The organism is Shewanella sp. Pdp11 (assembly GCF_002838165.1).
GTDB classification, from domain to species: domain Bacteria; phylum Pseudomonadota; class Gammaproteobacteria; order Enterobacterales; family Shewanellaceae; genus Shewanella; species Shewanella hafniensis.
The window spans coordinates 3,555,606-3,572,625 of record NZ_CP015194.1; the positions used below are offsets into that span (position 1 = coordinate 3,555,606).

A 17,020-nucleotide genomic window follows, 5' to 3' on the forward strand; every position below is an offset into this window, starting at 1 on the left:
TAGATTGACCCAGATGGACAACTCTTTAGCTATCGCGGCTCAATTTCACTCTTCATCACGAACCTTAATCTAGATCTAAGCTCAGTCTGAATTTAGGCCTTATTTTAACTCTCAATCTAAGCCTTAATCTGACCTAGGCATTAATCTATGACATAAAATGTCAAAATGCGATTATTTTATGCGGTAACTTGTATCAAAAGATGACAGGTGAAGACTTATCAACCCAAACCCACACCATTGAACTGCTCAGCCTTAGCAAACTCCTCTAATATCAACTCGGTAAAAAGTTGTCCCGCACGGCCTAACGGCCGCTCTAAGGTCGAGACGAGCTGTGGAATAAAGGTATACCGGCTGCCACCGACAAAGTCGATTTCAACTAACTCCCCCTTCACCAACTCTTCTTGTACGAGAAAGTCTGGCAACCAACCAAAACCTAAACCTTTTAACAAAGCGTTCTTTTTCATGATAAAACCAGAAAGATAAAACACTTTATCGCCGCCAAATTGCATTTCATCGCGGTAACTTTTATTGGGTGAAGAGTCTTCGATAGTCAATTCCACGTGTTGCTGCAGTTCGGACAAACTAATTTCGCGAATAAATGACAAAGGATGCGAAGCACTCGCTACCAGCACGCTAGTGATAGCTGGCAAAGGTTGCGGATGATAATAAGGACCTGTGCGATAATCTTTCACTAACATCAAGTCGGCATTATCCCGCTCGAATCTGTGTTGCACGCCGCCTAAAAATTCCATATTGAGCTGAATTTTAGTGGGTATTTGATGCTCAGCCATACGCTTTAAAGCCGTCATAATGGGCTCCATCGGCAAGGCACCGTCTATCACTAGCTCTAGCTTTGGCTCCCAGCCTTCACTGAAACGACTGGCAAGATGTTCAATGTTTGCAAGGTGTTGCAATAACCTTTGCCCCTCGGCCAAAATCACTCGGCCCTCTTGCGTCAGCTCTGCACGATATTGCTCACGGCTAAAGAGTTGTACACCTAAGTGCTCTTCTAACTTTTTAACTTGATAACTCACCGCCGATTGCGCCTTGTGTAACCGCTCCGCCGCCTTGGCAAAACTGCCCTCTTCCACCAGCACTTGCAGCACATTAAAAGCATCAATATCGATGCGCATGGTCACTCCTTGGCTCTTATGAACATGTCACGGAAACACTACGATTCGTAAAGATTAGAATACCATCTAATTTTTAGACTGAGATAACGGATTTATTATTCTTTTTTTTGTTCATTCAAGCAACTAAATTGATAACAAGATCACACTAATGCAACTTGCAGTATAACGACCAGCGATGTAGGCAATCCTGCAACGCAATATTGAAGGAATAACCATGCCATTTTATGTGAAACAAGGCCAGATCCCCCATAAGCGCCATATCGCATTTGAAAAGGAAAACGGCGAGCTTTACCGTGAAGAGCTGTTCTCAACCCATGGGTTTTCCAATATTTATTCCAATAAATATCACCACAACATGCCAACCAAAGCATTGGAAGTGGCGCCCTATAGCCTAAGCCATGGTGCCAATTGGGAAGACTCGCTGGTCCAAAACTATAAACTCGATTCCCGCGACGCCGACCGTGAAGGTAATTTTTTCAGCGCCCGTAACAAGATTTTTTATAACAATGACTTAGCACTTTATACCGCCAAAGTCAGCGCCGATACTGACGAGTTTTACCGTAACGCCTACGCCGATGAAGTGGTTTTTATCCACGAAGGCGAAGGCACACTCTACAGCGAGTACGGCACGATTAAGGTCCAAAAGTGGGACTATCTCGTGATCCCACGTGGCACGACTTATCAACTTAAATTCAACGATTACAGCAATGTGCGACTGTTCGTTATCGAGTCATTCTCTATGGTGGAAGTGCCTAAACATTTCCGTAACGAGTATGGTCAGCTATTAGAATCAGCACCTTACTGCGAGCGCGATTTGCGCGTACCTACATTGCAAGACGCTGTGGTTGAGCGCGGTGCCTTCCCCTTAGTGTGTAAGTTTGGCGATAAATACCAACTCACTACGCTCGAATGGCATCCCTTTGATTTAGTGGGTTGGGATGGCTGTGTTTACCCTTGGGCATTCAACATTACCGAATACGCGCCAAAAGTGGGCAAAATCCATCTGCCGCCTTCTGATCACTTAGTCTTTACCGCCCATAACTTTGTGATTTGTAACTTCGTGCCGCGCCCCTACGATTTCCACCCGAAATCGATTCCAGCGCCTTATTACCACAACAACATAGATAGCGACGAAGTCTTATATTACGTCGATGGCGACTTTATGAGCCGTACGGGCATTGAAGCGGGTTACATGACCCTACATCAAAAAGGCGTGGCCCACGGCCCACAACCGGGCCGCACTGAAGCCTCGATTGGCAAAAAAGAAACCTATGAATACGCAGTGATGGTCGACACGTTCGCCCCACTGAAATTAACTGAACATGTACAAAATTGCATGAGCAAAGACTACAACCGCTCTTGGCTAGAAGACTAGCCCTAAGCCACCAGCGCACCAAAAAGGTTGCGTATCCCAAGGTAATAAAAGGGATAAAGAGTGTCGGCGGTTGAACTAAAATAATGAGGAAAACATCATGGCAAGCGAACTAAATCCACTGGGCTTATTAGGTATAGAATTCACGGAATTCGCCAGCCCTGATACTGATTTTATGCACAAGGTCTTTATCGACTTTGGTTTTTCACTGCTGAAAAAAGCCAAAAACAAAGACATCCTGTACTACAAACAGAATGACATTAACTTTTTGCTCAACACTGAGCGCGAAGGTTTCTCAGCTAAATTTGCTAAATCCCACGGCCCAGCCATTTGTTCTATGGGCTGGCGGGTAGAAGATGCCGGCTTTGCCTATCGCGTTGCCGTTGAACGTGGTGCAAAACCCGCCGATGATGCCAATAAAGATCTGCCTTATCCTGCGATTTACGGCATTGGCGACAGCTTAATTTATTTCATCGACACCTTTGGCGCAGATAACAATATCTATGCCGCTGATTTTGAAGACTTAGACGAGCAAGTGATCACCCAAGAGAAAGGCTTTATCGAAGTCGATCACTTAACCAACAACGTCTACAAAGGCACAATGGAACATTGGGCTAACTTCTATAAAAACATTTTTGGTTTTACTGAAGTGCGCTACTTTGACATCAGCGGCGTGCAAACCGCGCTAGTGTCCTACGCCCTGCGCTCGCCCGATGGCAGCTTCTGTATCCCGATTAACGAAGGTAAAGGCAGCGATAAGAACCAAATCGATGAATACCTGAAGGAATACAATGGCCCAGGTGTGCAACATTTAGCCTTTAGAAGCCGCGATATCGTAAAATCGCTGGATGCGATGGAAGGCAGCTCAATCCAATGCCTAGACATCATCCCTGAATACTACGACACCATATTTGAGAAGTTGCCTCAAGTGACAGAGAATCGTGAGCGCATCAAACATCACCAAATTCTGGTGGATGGCGATGATACAGGCTATTTATTGCAGATATTTACTAAAAACCTGTTTGGACCAATCTTTATCGAAATCATCCAACGCAAAAATAATTTAGGTTTTGGTGAAGGCAACTTTACTGCCCTGTTTGAATCAATTGAACGGGATCAAATGCGCCGCGGCGTACTGTAAGTTTTCATCCCCCATAAAAAACGGTACCACTGCGTACCGTTTTTCTTTCTACGAATATCTAAATCGCCATCTAAATCAGCATCAGCATTAACGCCAATCACTCGGCATCGACCTTCCTGCGTTATTCCACATTGATGGGTTTGATAACCTTACAAGGGTTCCCCGCCGCCACACAGTTCGCCGGAATGCTCTTATTCACGACACTACCAGCACCGATGACACAATTATCACCAATGGTCACACCGGGCAGTACAGAGACATTACCTCCAAGCCAGACATTATTGCCGATTTGAATTGGCGCGCCGAATTCAGTCGTTTGCCGCGCAATGGGATCAATCGGATGCGTAGCGGTAGAAATCATCACATGGGGACCAAACATCACGTTATCGCCAATCGAGACGGAGCAAACATCTAATATGGTTAGATTATGATTAGCGTAAAATTGCTTACCGATATGGATGTTATAGCCGTAATCGCAAAAGAAAATAGGCTCAATATGGGCGCAGTGTTGAATATCGAGCAGGCCACGAAGGTGATCCATTCGGGCATCAAGCTGAGTCGGTTCGGCCAGATTAAACTGATGGCAAACGTATTTCGCCCGCATCCGCTCGGCCAATAACTCATCATCCCAAGCCTTATAGGGCTGACCCGCCAACATTTTTTGTTTCTCAGTCTGTTTTACTTCAATCCCTTTATTCTCAAGCATCATGCATCCCCTGCGATTAATTTCATGCTGTCACCCTACCAAACCTCAGCATTTAAGCTCAAGTGGCTAAAGTAACAAAAGCGACAAACAGAGAATATGACAATGTTCATCTCTCATCTATCGCTAATACGGTACACTTTGTACCGCAAAGATGGGGAGCAGCTGGGTAAACTCGATACATAAATAGCGAGATCTTGTGGTGATAACAGAGTAAACATCCCAAAAAAGTCGAGTTGTTTACATACTAAGTTACAGTTACTCATCGAAAAAACGGGACGCGCATTGGCTAAACCCGCGGTTTTCATTACACTATCGGCCTTCTCATCTTCACCCAAGAATGACCAAACCATGCCTGATTTTGCCTTACTCGCTGTGTTTATCCCGACTTTTTTCTTTGTTTCTATTACGCCGGGGATGTGCATGACACTCGCCATGACACTGGGTATGAGCATAGGTGTGCGCCGCACCCTGTGGATGATGCTGGGTGAACTGGTAGGCGTGGCGTTAGTGGCCACGGCCGCCGTGATGGGCGTGGCCAGTATCATGCTCAACTATCCCGAAGTATTTCAAATTTTTAAATGGATCGGCGGAATTTATTTAGGCTTTATCGGCGTACAGATGTGGCGCGCGCGCGGCAAGATGGCCATATTAAGCGATGACGACACTAACCCCAGAGCCAGCAATGTTACCTTGATCTCTCAAGGCTTTATTACCGCCATTGCCAATCCTAAAGGTTGGGCATTTATGGTGTCGCTATTGCCGCCTTTTATCAATGCCGAGCGTGACGTTGCGCCGCAGCTGCTCGCGCTGCTGAGCATTATCATGGTGACCGAGTTTACCTCTATGCTCGCCTACGCCAGCGGCGGCAAAAGCCTGCGTATTTTCCTAAGCCGCGGCGATAATATTCGCTGGTTAAACCGCATTGCAGGCAGCCTGATGATAGGCGTGGGCGTTTGGTTAGCCATGAGCTAACATTCATAGCCAACATTCATAGCTAACCTTTTGAATTAACAGCTTAGATAGAACTGCTTAGGTTGTATTACATAGGTTGAACAAGCACGACATAAATGAGAACCCAATAATGTCCCGTTAACTCGGTCTTTTATTAGGGCTCTTTTTTGTAGGGCAAAACAGCGCGCATCTGCGCCATATATTGCTGCATTTGCTGTGCTTCTTGCTCAACAAAATCGGCAATCGCCGCCCTAAATCCTAAGTGAGCGATATTATGGTAGGAATACATTTCAACAGGTTCAAAGCCGCGCAGCACCTTATGCTCCCCCTGTGCGCCCGCATCAAACATCTGGAACCCATGTTCAATACAGTATTGAATACCTTGGTAATAACATGCCTCAAAATGCAAACCGTCAAGCTCAACCGTGGTGCCCCAATAACGGCCATATAAGCATTTCTGCCCTTGAGTATTCTCGCCTTTAAGATACAAGGCGCCTGCTACCATCTCGCCCTTGGCATCTTCGACTACCAACAGTAAAACTTGCGCAGCGAGTTGTGCCCCCAACTGCTGAAAAAACTCGGGCGTTAAATAGCCGCGATGACCGGAGCGTTTAAGGTAAGTTAATTGATAACACTGAATAAACGTCTGCCATTGTGAAACGGTAATGTGTTCACCTTCGACAAAGTGAAACTTAAGATTAAAAGGCTGTAACTGCACCCGCTCTTTCAAGATATTCTTACGTTTGCGCGAACTAAAGCCCGCCAAAAAATCATCAAAATCTCGATAGCCGCGATTATGCCAATGGAACTGAGTGCCTAAGCGTTTTAACAGCGAATTGGGCGAGCCTGCAAATAACGGTGTTTGGCTTGGAGTAACAAACAAGCTATGCCATGAAGAAATTGGGCTGTCGCCCAGCTCTTTAGCGCTTTGCACTGAGCTATCAAGATCAGATTCAACAACGGGCTGATCAATAACAGACTGGTCAAACTCCGGCTCATCAAAAAACGAATCACTTTTCTCTAACGCACTAGGCTCGGACCTAAACAGCTCTGATGTTAGCCGGCGATTCAATGTCAGCAGCAGTAATTGCGCCACGCGCAGTTGCTCAACGCTATCAAATGCGGGATGAATGCCCATCCTTTGCCCTTGCACTGGGGTAAAAGGAATCGCATTCACCCATTTGGGATAGTAATCGAGCCCATGGCGCTCATAGGCCTGCGCCCACGCCCAATCGAACACGTACTCGCCGTAGGAGTGAGACTTTTGATACAAGGGCATCACCGCCACCAGCGATAATGGATTGAAGTGCTTAGCTGCTTGCCGGCTTATCAGGGCTCCTGCAGGCAAAGGCGACAGGCTTTTATCGGTACTTACGACATCATTTAATCTGTCACCCACATCAAACACGCATAAATGCCGCGGCGTCCAACCCGTTGCAGCGCAGGCCGAATGGCTTTGCTCTAGTGCCAACAAAAACTCATGGCGACAGAAGGGATTCGCCTCCCCCATAACGGCATTCCACGCACTGGCCGAAATATCCGATATTGAGCTCGCAAAGGCCAAGATAAGCTGTCTCATTGGGTAAATTCTCGTCCTTTACGGATCTTAACTAATATACAAGGTTGCAATTAAGCCTAATTCTCGGCACATTGCATAGCCATAATGAAAATAAATTCAGGATTGAGTATGCGTCCAACAAGACCTTTTAGACCTCTTATTCTCGCCATTGCCATGGCGCTTCCCCTACTATCATCACCCAGTCTGCTTGCCGAAGAATCGTCAATTTTCAGCCAGATGGCCACAGCACAACCTGTGTGGGCCAAGCATGGCATGGTTGCCAGCCAAGAAACACTCGCCAGTCGCACTGGCGTTGAGATCCTAAAACAAGGCGGCAATGCGGTTGATGCGGCCGTGGCAGTGGCTTTTAGTTTGGCAGTCACCTTACCGCGCGCTGGTAATATCGGTGGCGGCGGTTTTATGTTGGTGCATATTGCCAAAGAAAACAAAACCATAGCAATTGATTACCGTGAAATGGCGCCATCTAAAGCCAAGAAAGACATTTTCCTCGACGAGAATGGCGATGCAGTTGAAAAGCTGAGCCGCGAACACGGCCTTGCTGTAGGTGTCCCAGGTACAGTCATGGGCATGAGCTTAGCCCTTGAAAAATATGGCACTATGACACTCGCCCAAGTCACTGCTCCCGCGATTAAAATGGCGCAGGAAGGCATTAGCGTGACGCCAGATCTTGCACAGTCCCTTGCAGGCCTAAAACGTCGCATGTCCCAATGGCCAACTACGGCCGCTATCTTCTACAAAGCCGACGGCAGTGATTTTCAAGTTGATGATATTCTTAAACAACCTGAACTTGCACATTCATTAAGTCTGATCGCTGAAAAAGGCACTAAAGGATTCTACGAAGGTGAAACCGCCACTAAGCTCATCAATGCGGTGAAGGATGCTGGCGGCATTATGACTTTAGACGACCTTAAAAATTATAAGGTTGTAGAACGCGAACCCGTGCGCGGCGAATACCGTGGCTACGAGGTTGTATCTATGCCACCACCATCATCGGGCGGCGTGCACATCATAGAAATGCTTAATGTACTGCAGCAATTCCCGATTGATAAACTCGGCCACAATACGGCGCAGACGATTCATTTGATGGCAGAAACCATGAAGCATGCCTATAGCGATCGCAGCGAATACTTAGGCGATCCCGACTTTTATAAGGTGCCCGTCAAAGCCTTAACCAGTAAGGACTACGCCCAAAAAATCGCCAGCCAAATCGCGATGAATAAAACAACGCCAAGCGCCGAAATCAAGCCAGGTAAACTCGCGCCCTATGAGAGCGACCAAACTACTCACTTCTCGGTAGTGGATAAATGGGGCAATGCGGTTTCAAACACTTACACCTTAAACTTCAGCTACGGCTCAGGTTTAGTAGCCAAGGGAACTGGCATTTTGCTCAATAACGAGATGGATGATTTCTCGGCCAAACCCGGCGTGCCAAACGGCTACGGGTTAGTTGGCGGTGATGCCAATGCGGTCGAAGGCAATAAGCGCCCACTCAGTTCAATGAGCCCCACTATTGTGATGAAAGATGGCAAGCCCTTCCTCGTCACTGGCAGCCCAGGCGGTTCACGCATTATCACCACCACACTGCAGATCATCATGAATGTTATTGATCATGGATTAAACATCGCCGAAGCCAGTAATGCAGCGCGGGTACACCATCAATGGCTGCCCGATGAGCTGCGAGTTGAATCCAGCTTAAACCGCGATACCATTTCCCTGCTCGAAGCCAAAGGCCACAAAGTGAAAGTACAGCCCGCGATGGGCAGTACACAATCAATCATGGTGACCGAACAAGGGATTTTTGGCGCCTCTGACCCTCGCCATTCAGGTAGCGAAGCCATCGGCTACTAGCATCTCCATGATGCCAATGTTACTGAAATAGATGAGTGTAAAGAGATGAGTGAGAGAAATAGGTGGATGAGATAAAAGGATTTATGACCTATTCGAACTAGGTCATAAACCCTGAGTAAAGCGTGTCTCTCCGCTTAGCGAATGCAAACTCTCGATTAAAAAGCCCTGCTATACATCACTGTATAAGCAGGGCTTTTTATTGTGTGGAAAAGTTATTGTGCTGATTTGCATTGTTTTTACTTTAGTGACGCTGCAACTGAGTCATGAAATATCATACTAAACGCAACTCAATTCAAGACAGAAGGTGTAGACAAATTGTACTGGGTGACCTGTTATTTCAGTCACAGAGATCTAGTGTTGGCTGGTATTCAATCATATAGGCTTGCCATGGCATTCACTTTCCGACACGGTGAATAGAAACCTAAGGTTTCTGAGCTTATGAACGAGAGCCATGGAGGGCGAACTGGCAGTTAAACAAGGATGTTGTTCAAGTCCGTCCATGGGGCGGACGGTCGTCTCGCTAATCACCATGGCTCACCTTTCGAGCATTCGCGTAACCTGTTGCTTCTAAAGACAGATCTTACATTTACTGTTATCAGATTGACTAATCATTTTATTTATTGATGACTTATAAATGCTTTTTAATAAGGCTAATAAAAATACACTACAATCTTTTGGACTTGGGACCAGTAATTTTAGTTGTTAGCAGTGTAGCGTTTGCTGATATCCACTCACACAGGCTTGCCATGGCATTCGCTCTTCGACTCGCAGCCAGTCCGTCCGTGGATGCTCGACCGCCCCATCCATGGGGCGGACGGTCATCTCGCTAATCGCCATGGCTCACCTTTCGTGCATTCACGTAACCTGTAGATTTAACAGACATACGCAACACACTTTTGGACAAAACCTTGCTAGATTTTTTACTCTAATTCATTGGTTTCGGATTAATATTTGTAAGGCGATTATTGAACGTTAATATTAAACCCGATGAAAAAGCCATCCTAAAGCGAATGCTCTTCTAAAACTCGCAGCAGACTGAGCAGCTCAAAGCAGTAGAAGTGATCACCCATAAACAGCAGAAGCGATCAATTGTGTCAGTGTCATCAGTTAGTGGCACTGCACCAAACTGCCCGCCCTGCTGGCAGCCACTGATCACATCTACTGGTTACGACTGCCTAGGTCGCTGGCAAAATTGCTCTGTTACAGGTAAGAAAAAGCTCCAAATGGATGAGGCCAATAGCATTAATTCGAAGTACCTTTGATTTAAACGTATTTCTATTACGGAACGAATAGTTCAACTTCAGAGGAGTTTCGATAGCTTTTACATGCGTCTGTAAGACTTGCTAATGAATCAGACTCTCCAACTAGTTGAAAGTAGATAAAAATCTCAAAAATCTGGCCACCCATTTTAGATCAACAACATAATGCACTTTTGGTTTGTCTACAACTTGTACGAGCTAAAATTGCTTAAATGAGAGTCATCAAAAGTTGAAGGGCTAAAGCTAAGGCATAAAAATGAGCTAACTCATTAAAAAATGGTGTATTTAAGACATGCTAACCCACCCAATAAAACACATGGGCAGAGATTGGTTTGGTTAAGCAGTATTACAGTTAGTTACTGTGAAAGTGCTGACAGCTTGCCGCAAAGTGCCGTCGTCGCTTTTCTAGATGTTCGCAGTAATCAGTGAGTGCTTGCAGCGTACCCACCGGACCATGAAATAGCTTGCCAAACTCAGTAGTGAGCTTGAGCCAATTGTCATGTGGGATATTTAATCTTGCCAGTAACTTAGCGCTATTTATACTGATTGCCCCACGTTTATCACTTCGAATAATTCGACCTGTATCATCGACCAATTCAAGGTAATCCGATAATAAAAACGCAATGCCATTGGGCTGGTTGTCGCGCTCATTACCGATAAAAGGCAGTAGATTTTTAGGTTGCTCACCTTTTAATGCAGCCCGAATACGCAACTGGACGGCGAAAATCTGGCCACCCATTTTAGATCAACAACATAATGCACTTTTGGTTTGTCTACAACTTGTACGAACTAAAATTGCTTAAATGAGAGTCATCAAAAGTTGAAGGGCTAAAGCTAAGGCATAAAAATGAGCTAACTCATTAAAAAATGGTGCATTTAAGACATACTAACCCACCCAATAAAACAAATGGGCAGTGATTGGTTTGGTTAAGCAGTATTACAGTTAGTTGCTGTGAAAGTGCTGACAGCTTGCGGCAAAGTGCCGTCGTCGCTTTTCTAGATGTTCACAGTAATCAGTGAGTGCTTGCAGCGTACCCACCGGACCATGAAATAGCTTGCCAAACTCAGTAGTGAGCTTGAGCCAATTATCATGGGGAATATTTAATCTTGCCAGTAACTTAGCGCTATTTATACTGATTGCCCCACGTTTATCACTTCGAATAATTCGACCTGTATCATCGACCAATTCAAGGTAATCCGATAATAAAAACGCAATGCCATTGGGCTGGTTGTCGCGCTCATTACCGATAAAAGGCAGTAGATTTTTAGGTTGCTCACCTTTTAATGCGGCCCGAATACGCAGCTGAATACTGGTATGGTCGGATTGTTCTGGTGTATCAGCCAGTTGCGCTCTAATAGGATTCAAATCAACATAGGCCATACAAGTTAACACAGCGGCTTCATCGAGCAGGGCTTGGGCTTTAAAGCGACCTTCCCAGAAACGACCTGTACAGTTATCTTCTTGATTTGCTTGTCTTGCTATCGGTTCATTAAGGCAGCGCATAAACCATGAAATATCGCATAATCGGCTGCGGTAAATTGCGATTGAATGCTTTAATCTGTGAACTTCATGCGCCTCAACTAACTCACCTTTGGCGAATTTTTGTGTTAAGCCATCACCTTTAAACAGCTTATGCCACTGCTCAAGTACTTCGCGGTCAGTCCAACGATTGGCGCTGTCGACATCGACCCGCAGCACCACATGCAGATGATTGGACATCACTGCAAAGGCCGCCACATCAATAGCAAAAACCGCTTCGAGTTCAAACAGTAGCAATTCTACCCAAGCGCGGCGATGGTCATAATTTTTTCCCGAATAGGCATCATCGCCACACAAAAATGCACGCCGCACCACGCGGCTACAGCAATGGTAATAGGGAGTGTCTTCAACACTTATCTGAGTTCTGCGAGGGCGCGGCATACAAACCTCCTTGTTTAATGCTTAACCCAAGCATAGTCGGAGGTTAATTACCATGCCATTAAGACTGGATGTCCATTTTTCATTCCTAAATGCTTAACCAAGCATAGTTGGAGGTTAATTACCATGCCATTAAGACTGGATGTCCATTTTTCTCTGGCTATTTTTCTACTTTAGTAGAGCCCTCAGGGACGCTTCTTGTTAAATGAAAGGGCGGCGAGTCACTGGGGAAACAATAACAATTCATGCAGCACAACTGACGATATAACTCACTAGCTTTGAGCCTTTCTGCCTTTGAGTATTTAGCGTTGGAATGGCGGAAATCTAAGATGTAACCGCCATTGTTCTATTAACCCTTAATGCTTAGCTTAATACTTGATACAGACTTTATTGCTACTCAACACTTTTGTGCCATCCCAAAATCACTTTCACAAAGAGCGCTATTTAACCGCCGATAGCTCGATAAACGCTGCGGTGTACATTTTTAGGTTCAGCATAAATTGCTTATGGGTGATGAACTCTTTTTCTGTATGGCCAGTGTATTCCACACCCGGCATAGCTGGGCCAAAACTTAAGGCATTGGGGAATAATTTACTGTTGGTTGAGCCGCCAATTGCAACGGGTTTAGGGTTGACTATGCCAGTGAAGTGGGCAAACACGTCGAGCAGGGGTTGTTGCTGCGGCGCGTCCTTCATCACCATAGGCTCGCCCCAATAACTTTCGATATCAGCAAGCTGCACTTGGTGTTTATCCTGCCACAAAGCTAAGGCTTCACGGGCTTGCTGAGCGAGTAACTCTGGTGTTTTACCGACAGGACGGCGCAAGTTAATGGTCACCTCTGTGCCTTTTTGCGTTTGCACCACTACAGTTGGGGCTAAGGTCAGCGGTCCCATAAAATCATCTTTATAGGCTAAGTCACCAAACTGCTCGGCGTAAATGCCTAACCCCACCAGCTCGTTCATGGCGGTGACGGTTAAGGAGGCGCTGGTTTTCGGCCAAGGCTTATCATTCAACCCGGGACTTAATAATGCCGCCAAATGTGTCACGGCATTCACTCCATCCTCAGGGGTGGATGAATGGGCGGCTTTACCGTCGGCAAAAATATGCAGGTTACACAGCTTATCGACGCAATGGTTTTCAAAACGATATTTCATGCCCTGCTGCGCGGCGGCTCTGGTCTGTAATTTTGTCAGTAATGCGGGTGAAACCGCCTCAATTTCCGCCTCGGCCTGCTGCGGGACTTGGCTGGCAAAATAGCCGCCAGAGAAAGCGGTTAACGTGGGCGCTTGAGTTGAAGTCCCTGCTTTAGCTTCTATATTGGAGTGCGTAACCTTGGGCACAGTAAAGCTAATCTTGCTCCAGCCCTTTTCGGCGGTCACCACAGGATATTCGGCATCAATAGTAATGTTCATGTCCGCTGGCGTGTAGCTGGCTAAAAAGGTTTTCAGTGGTTCCCAGTCGGACTCTTCAGCAAGATAAACCAAGAGTTCAATGCGTCTATCTCGCTTAATGTGTTTATCTTTAATCGCCTTCATTGCATACATGGCGGTGACAATGGCACCCTTGTCGTCCTCTGTGCCGCGGCCAATCAGTTTGCCCGGTTCCGATTGAGTATCAAGCAGATAAGGGCTCTTCGCCCACAAAGCAGGATTAGCAGGTTGCACATCGCCGTGGGTAACTATGCCTAACTTTTTAGATTCATTGTTTACAGCCGAATTAGCATCTAAGCCAATCAACACCACATAACCATGATCGGCATAATCTAACCCGAGTTCCTGACTGAGTTGCTTCAAACTCGACTTAAAGCCCACAAAGGCGGGGTTGGTATCTGGCGTTTGCCCTTCAACCGCTTGGGTATTAAAACTCACCAATTGAGTCAAACTTTGCACCATAGCCGCATCATATTTTGCGACCGCATAATCGGCGACCTTTAGCGCATTTGGGCTTAACTGGGGGACGTTTGTGTGAGCCGCTGTTGTTACTGACGCAGGCGCTGCAATACACTGCGGCATAACCCAGCTGGACGCAGTCAGTAATGCCAAGGATAGCGCTCGACGCACGCGAGCATGTTGAATACCAGATTGAGACATAGAAGATCCTATTATTGTTATTCGTGTTTTAGGACCGTACTGCAAGAGACGGTTGAAAATGGATTAAGCTGGTTTAGTGCAAGGTGGAGCTTAGGCCAATCATATGCGACGTGTTTGCGGCTATTATCTTCGACTACAGCCTTGACCCATGATGTTGCCAAGAAAGCGCACCGAGACGCGATAATAGCCGCAGCCAGTTTGCCATAATTTTTTGCTTAAAAGCCTGAAACAAAACATTTGTTACAAACTAAACACAAAATCGATGGAACCCCTAGTCCGATACATGTTAAACAGTCACATTAAGCTTAATTTAATGATTTTAGCCGCACGTAGACTTCAATTTTTGCTGAAATCCATGGCCATCATCAAACAATCACCCATAACAATAATCGACCTAACGGGGAACAAATAATGAAGGGACTAACCCTTAAACCGCAAGCCCGCACGGCTAAACTCACGCTAAGTGCTCTCGCTTTAGCCTTAACCTTGGGCGCTTGTAGCACACAACAACCCGAAGCCAGTGTTCAAGCAAACGCAGCGCCCAATGCGGTGTCAGCACAAATTATCAGTCAGAATGCGACCAATCCATTCTTTAAACCCTATGATACTTTTATGGAAATTCCGGCCTTTGATAAGATCAAGCCAGAGCATTTCCTCCCAGCCTTTAAAGCAGGCGTTGCTCAGCAACACGAGCAAATTCAAGCGATTGTTGATAATAAAGCCAAACCCACCTTCGCCAATACCATTGAAGCCATGGAGTTTTCTGGCGATCTAGTGACCCGCGTATCTAACGTCTTCTTTAACCTGACGGGCGCCGATACTACGCCAGCATTGCAAGCCCTCTCCAAAGAAGTATCGCCTATGTTATCGTCCGCTGAAGACGATATCTTGCTCAATGACAAACTGTTCCAAAAAGTTAAAGCTGTTTACAACGCGAAAGACAGCCTAAAACTCAGCACAGCCCAAGCCAAATTGCTGGAAGATACCTATAAATCTTTCACCCGTGGCGGCGCTAACTTAAGCGAGCAAGATAAAACCAAACTGCGCGCATTGAACGAAGAAATCGGTAAACTCAATTTAGCCTTTGGTGACAATCTATTAGCCGAAACCAATGCCTTCGAATTAGTGGTTGATAGCAAAGCCGATCTCGCAGGTTTACCAGAAGATGTGATTGCGACCGCCTTTGAAACCGCCAAAAAACGTGGCCATGAAGGCAAGTGGGTATTCACCACTTCTCGCCCTTCTATCACGCCGTTTTTAACCTATGCCGATAACCGTGAGTTGCGTGAAAAGCTCTACAAGGGTTACATCGAGCGCGGTAACAACAATAACGCCAACGATAACAAGATTATCCTCGCGAAGATTGCCGCCCTGCGTGCCGAACGCGCTCAACTGATGGGCTATAAAACCCATGCGGATTTCGTATTAGAAGAACGCACAGCTAAAACACCAGAAAACGTCTACGGCTTGCTCAACAAGGTATGGCCAGCGGCATTGGCCCAAGCCAAAGCGGAAGTCGCGGATATGCAAGCGATGATCGACGCGCAAGGTGGCAAATTTAAGCTACAAGCGTGGGATTGGGATTACTACGCTGACAAGATCCGTGTCGCTAAGTACAGCTTTAACGAACAACAAACACGCCCGTATTTCTCACTCGATAGCACACTAAAAGGCGTGTTCTACACTGCTAACCGTTTATACGGTTTGACCTTTAAAGAGCGTACCGACTTACCCAAATACAATGCAGAAGTCCGTACTTGGGAAGTTTACGATAAAGACGGCAAACTGATGGCCATCTTTATGGGTGACTATTTCACCCGTGACAGCAAACGTGGCGGCGCTTGGATGAATTCCTTCCGCAAGCAATACAATATGAATGGCGTTGATTCTAAACCTATTATTGTTAATGTATTGAACTACCCTCGCCCAGCGGGCAATGAGCCAGCGCTGCTGACCTTCGATGAAGCCAGTACCCTATTCCACGAATTTGGCCACGCCCTACACGGCATGTTATCGAATGTCGAATATCGCTCACAGGGCGGCACCGCCGTACCTCGCGATTACGTTGAGTTCCCATCGCAAGTGAATGAAAACTGGATGACCCAGCCAGAAGTGTTAGCTCAATTTGCCAAGCACTACAAAACTGGCGAAGTGATCCCGCAAGAGCTAGTGAAAAAAATCCAAGCGGCCAGTAAGTTCAACCAAGGCTTTGCCACCGTTGAATACATGGCGGCCACTAAGCTCGATTTAGATTGGCACACACTAACCGATACAACGCCAAAGGATGCGGCCAAGTTTGAGGCGGACTCGTTAGCGGCAATGGGACTGATTGAAGAAATCAGCCCACGCTATCGCAGCACTTACTTCTCGCATATTTTCGCGGGCGGTTATTCAGCAGGCTACTACAGCTACCTGTGGTCAGATATTTTAGGCGCGGATGCTTTCGAAGCCTTTAAAGAAAACGGCATTTTCGACAAGGCCACTGCGGATTCCTTCCGTAATAATATCCTGTCGAAAGGCGGCAGCGATGATCCTATGCTGATGTATAAAAACTTCCGCGGTAAAGAAGCCGACATAGAGCCGCTGCTGCGTAGCCGTGGATTACTGGCCGAGTAATCGCTAATCATTTGCCAAAGGCAAGATAGACAACGGGAGCTTCGGCTCCCGTTTTCTTATAATTTTATTCAGCAACTTCTACAATAACCTATTAATTGGCTGAATATTTTAGTACTGTGTTGCCGCATATAAGGATATTTTTTAAATTATCAATGGAAATGATTATGTCTAATGCCCTACTAAGCTCTCCATTTCACGCAAATAAAGAAAAACTTCTCACACTGCGATTACAGAACGAACTCAATACCACTCGAATATTCAAAGCTCTGGATGCTGACCCAAATACAATTGGTGCTGGAGTGGTTTTTATTGACCATGAATATTCCCTATGATTCCTTTATGCCACTAATATCCCATTCGATGAATATTACGAGAATGTAAAGATACAGTAGCAGCCAGCTTTAACC

At 46.0% G+C, this 17,020-nt stretch carries 10 protein-coding genes and 1 pseudogene; 5 read left to right on the top strand and 6 right to left on the bottom strand.

Features of this window, described 5'->3' with window-relative positions; translation table 11 throughout:
- Positions 1–218 precede the first annotated feature (218 nt).
- Positions 219–1,133: a LysR family transcriptional regulator gene (locus AYJ58_RS15750; protein WP_106650845.1), complete on the bottom strand. Its 915-nt coding sequence runs from the start codon at positions 1,131–1,133 to the stop codon at positions 219–221.
- Between the two features lie 214 nt (positions 1,134–1,347).
- On the opposite strand from AYJ58_RS15750, the gene AYJ58_RS15755 reads away from it, so the two are divergent.
- Together AYJ58_RS15755 and hppD are read left to right on the top strand one after the other, a co-directional pair.
- Positions 1,348–2,508 carry a homogentisate 1,2-dioxygenase gene (locus AYJ58_RS15755; protein ID WP_106650846.1) on the top strand — a complete coding sequence of 387 codons (1,161 nt, stop codon included), beginning with the start codon at positions 1,348–1,350 and terminating at the stop codon, positions 2,506–2,508.
- Positions 2,509–2,605: 97 nt separating this feature from the next.
- Entirely contained in the window at positions 2,606–3,646 is a 1,041-nt protein-coding gene (gene hppD / locus AYJ58_RS15760) for a 4-hydroxyphenylpyruvate dioxygenase (RefSeq protein WP_106650847.1), read from the top strand.
- A 121-nt stretch (positions 3,647–3,767) separates the two neighbouring features.
- Here hppD and AYJ58_RS15765 read toward each other — a convergent pair whose 3' ends face one another.
- Positions 3,768–4,352, bottom strand: coding sequence for a sugar O-acetyltransferase (locus AYJ58_RS15765; protein ID WP_106650848.1), 585 nt, complete (start codon positions 4,350–4,352; stop codon positions 3,768–3,770).
- A gap of 348 nt (positions 4,353–4,700) precedes the next feature.
- Here AYJ58_RS15765 and AYJ58_RS15775 point away from each other — a divergent pair, with 348 nt between their 5' ends.
- Positions 4,701–5,324, top strand: coding sequence for a LysE family translocator (locus AYJ58_RS15775; RefSeq protein WP_106650850.1), 624 nt, complete (start codon positions 4,701–4,703; stop codon positions 5,322–5,324).
- 133 nt (positions 5,325–5,457) lie between these two features.
- Here AYJ58_RS15775 and AYJ58_RS15780 read toward each other — a convergent pair whose 3' ends face one another.
- Positions 5,458–6,882, bottom strand: a complete 1,425-nt coding sequence (locus tag AYJ58_RS15780; protein ID WP_106650851.1) for a GNAT family N-acetyltransferase — start codon at positions 6,880–6,882, stop codon at positions 5,458–5,460.
- Between the two features lie 108 nt (positions 6,883–6,990).
- Between AYJ58_RS15780 and ggt the strand changes: the two genes are divergently transcribed.
- Positions 6,991–8,730 carry a gamma-glutamyltransferase gene (gene ggt / locus AYJ58_RS15785; protein ID WP_106650852.1) on the top strand — a complete coding sequence of 580 codons (1,740 nt, stop codon included), beginning with the start codon at positions 6,991–6,993 and terminating at the stop codon, positions 8,728–8,730.
- A gap of 1,611 nt (positions 8,731–10,341) precedes the next feature.
- On the opposite strand, the pseudogene AYJ58_RS15790 reads toward ggt, so the two are convergent.
- From AYJ58_RS15790 to AYJ58_RS15800, 3 genes and pseudogenes are all read right to left on the bottom strand, one after another.
- A pseudogene (locus tag AYJ58_RS15790) lies at positions 10,342–10,710 on the bottom strand (transposase); the annotation flags it as partial.
- Positions 10,711–10,932: 222 nt separating this feature from the next.
- The gene (locus AYJ58_RS15795; RefSeq protein WP_106650853.1) at positions 10,933–11,910 is read right to left on the bottom strand and encodes a transposase; all 978 of its coding nucleotides are present in this window, start codon (positions 11,908–11,910) and stop codon (positions 10,933–10,935) included.
- A gap of 437 nt (positions 11,911–12,347) precedes the next feature.
- On the bottom strand, positions 12,348–13,997 hold the full coding sequence (locus tag AYJ58_RS15800; protein WP_106650854.1) for a dipeptidase: 1,650 nt from the start codon (positions 13,995–13,997) through the stop codon (positions 12,348–12,350).
- Positions 13,998–14,408: 411 nt separating this feature from the next.
- On the opposite strand from AYJ58_RS15800, the gene AYJ58_RS15805 reads away from it, so the two are divergent.
- Positions 14,409–16,613 carry a M3 family metallopeptidase gene (locus AYJ58_RS15805; RefSeq protein WP_106650855.1) on the top strand — a complete coding sequence of 735 codons (2,205 nt, stop codon included), beginning with the start codon at positions 14,409–14,411 and terminating at the stop codon, positions 16,611–16,613.
- The last annotated feature ends 407 nt before the right edge of the window (positions 16,614–17,020 follow it).

What these genes read in the sequence shown, in the direction of transcription:
- AYJ58_RS15775 (WP_106650850.1), top strand. Translation starts at nt 4,701, where the DNA reads ATGCCTGATTTTGCCTTACTCGCTGTGTTTATCCCGACTTTTTTCTTT.
- AYJ58_RS15800 (WP_106650854.1), bottom strand. Translation starts at nt 13,997, where the DNA reads ATGTCTCAATCTGGTATTCAACATGCTCGCGTGCGTCGAGCGCTATCC.
- AYJ58_RS15795 (WP_106650853.1), bottom strand. Translation starts at nt 11,910, where the DNA reads ATGCCGCGCCCTCGCAGAACTCAGATAAGTGTTGAAGACACTCCCTAT.
- AYJ58_RS15765 (WP_106650848.1), bottom strand. Translation starts at nt 4,352, where the DNA reads ATGCTTGAGAATAAAGGGATTGAAGTAAAACAGACTGAGAAACAAAAA.
- AYJ58_RS15805 (WP_106650855.1), top strand. Translation starts at nt 14,409, where the DNA reads ATGAAGGGACTAACCCTTAAACCGCAAGCCCGCACGGCTAAACTCACG.
- AYJ58_RS15780 (WP_106650851.1), bottom strand. Translation starts at nt 6,882, where the DNA reads ATGAGACAGCTTATCTTGGCCTTTGCGAGCTCAATATCGGATATTTCG.
- AYJ58_RS15755 (WP_106650846.1), top strand. Translation starts at nt 1,348, where the DNA reads ATGCCATTTTATGTGAAACAAGGCCAGATCCCCCATAAGCGCCATATC.
- hppD (WP_106650847.1), top strand. Translation starts at nt 2,606, where the DNA reads ATGGCAAGCGAACTAAATCCACTGGGCTTATTAGGTATAGAATTCACG.
- ggt (WP_106650852.1), top strand. Translation starts at nt 6,991, where the DNA reads ATGCGTCCAACAAGACCTTTTAGACCTCTTATTCTCGCCATTGCCATG.
- AYJ58_RS15750 (WP_106650845.1), bottom strand. Translation starts at nt 1,133, where the DNA reads ATGCGCATCGATATTGATGCTTTTAATGTGCTGCAAGTGCTGGTGGAA.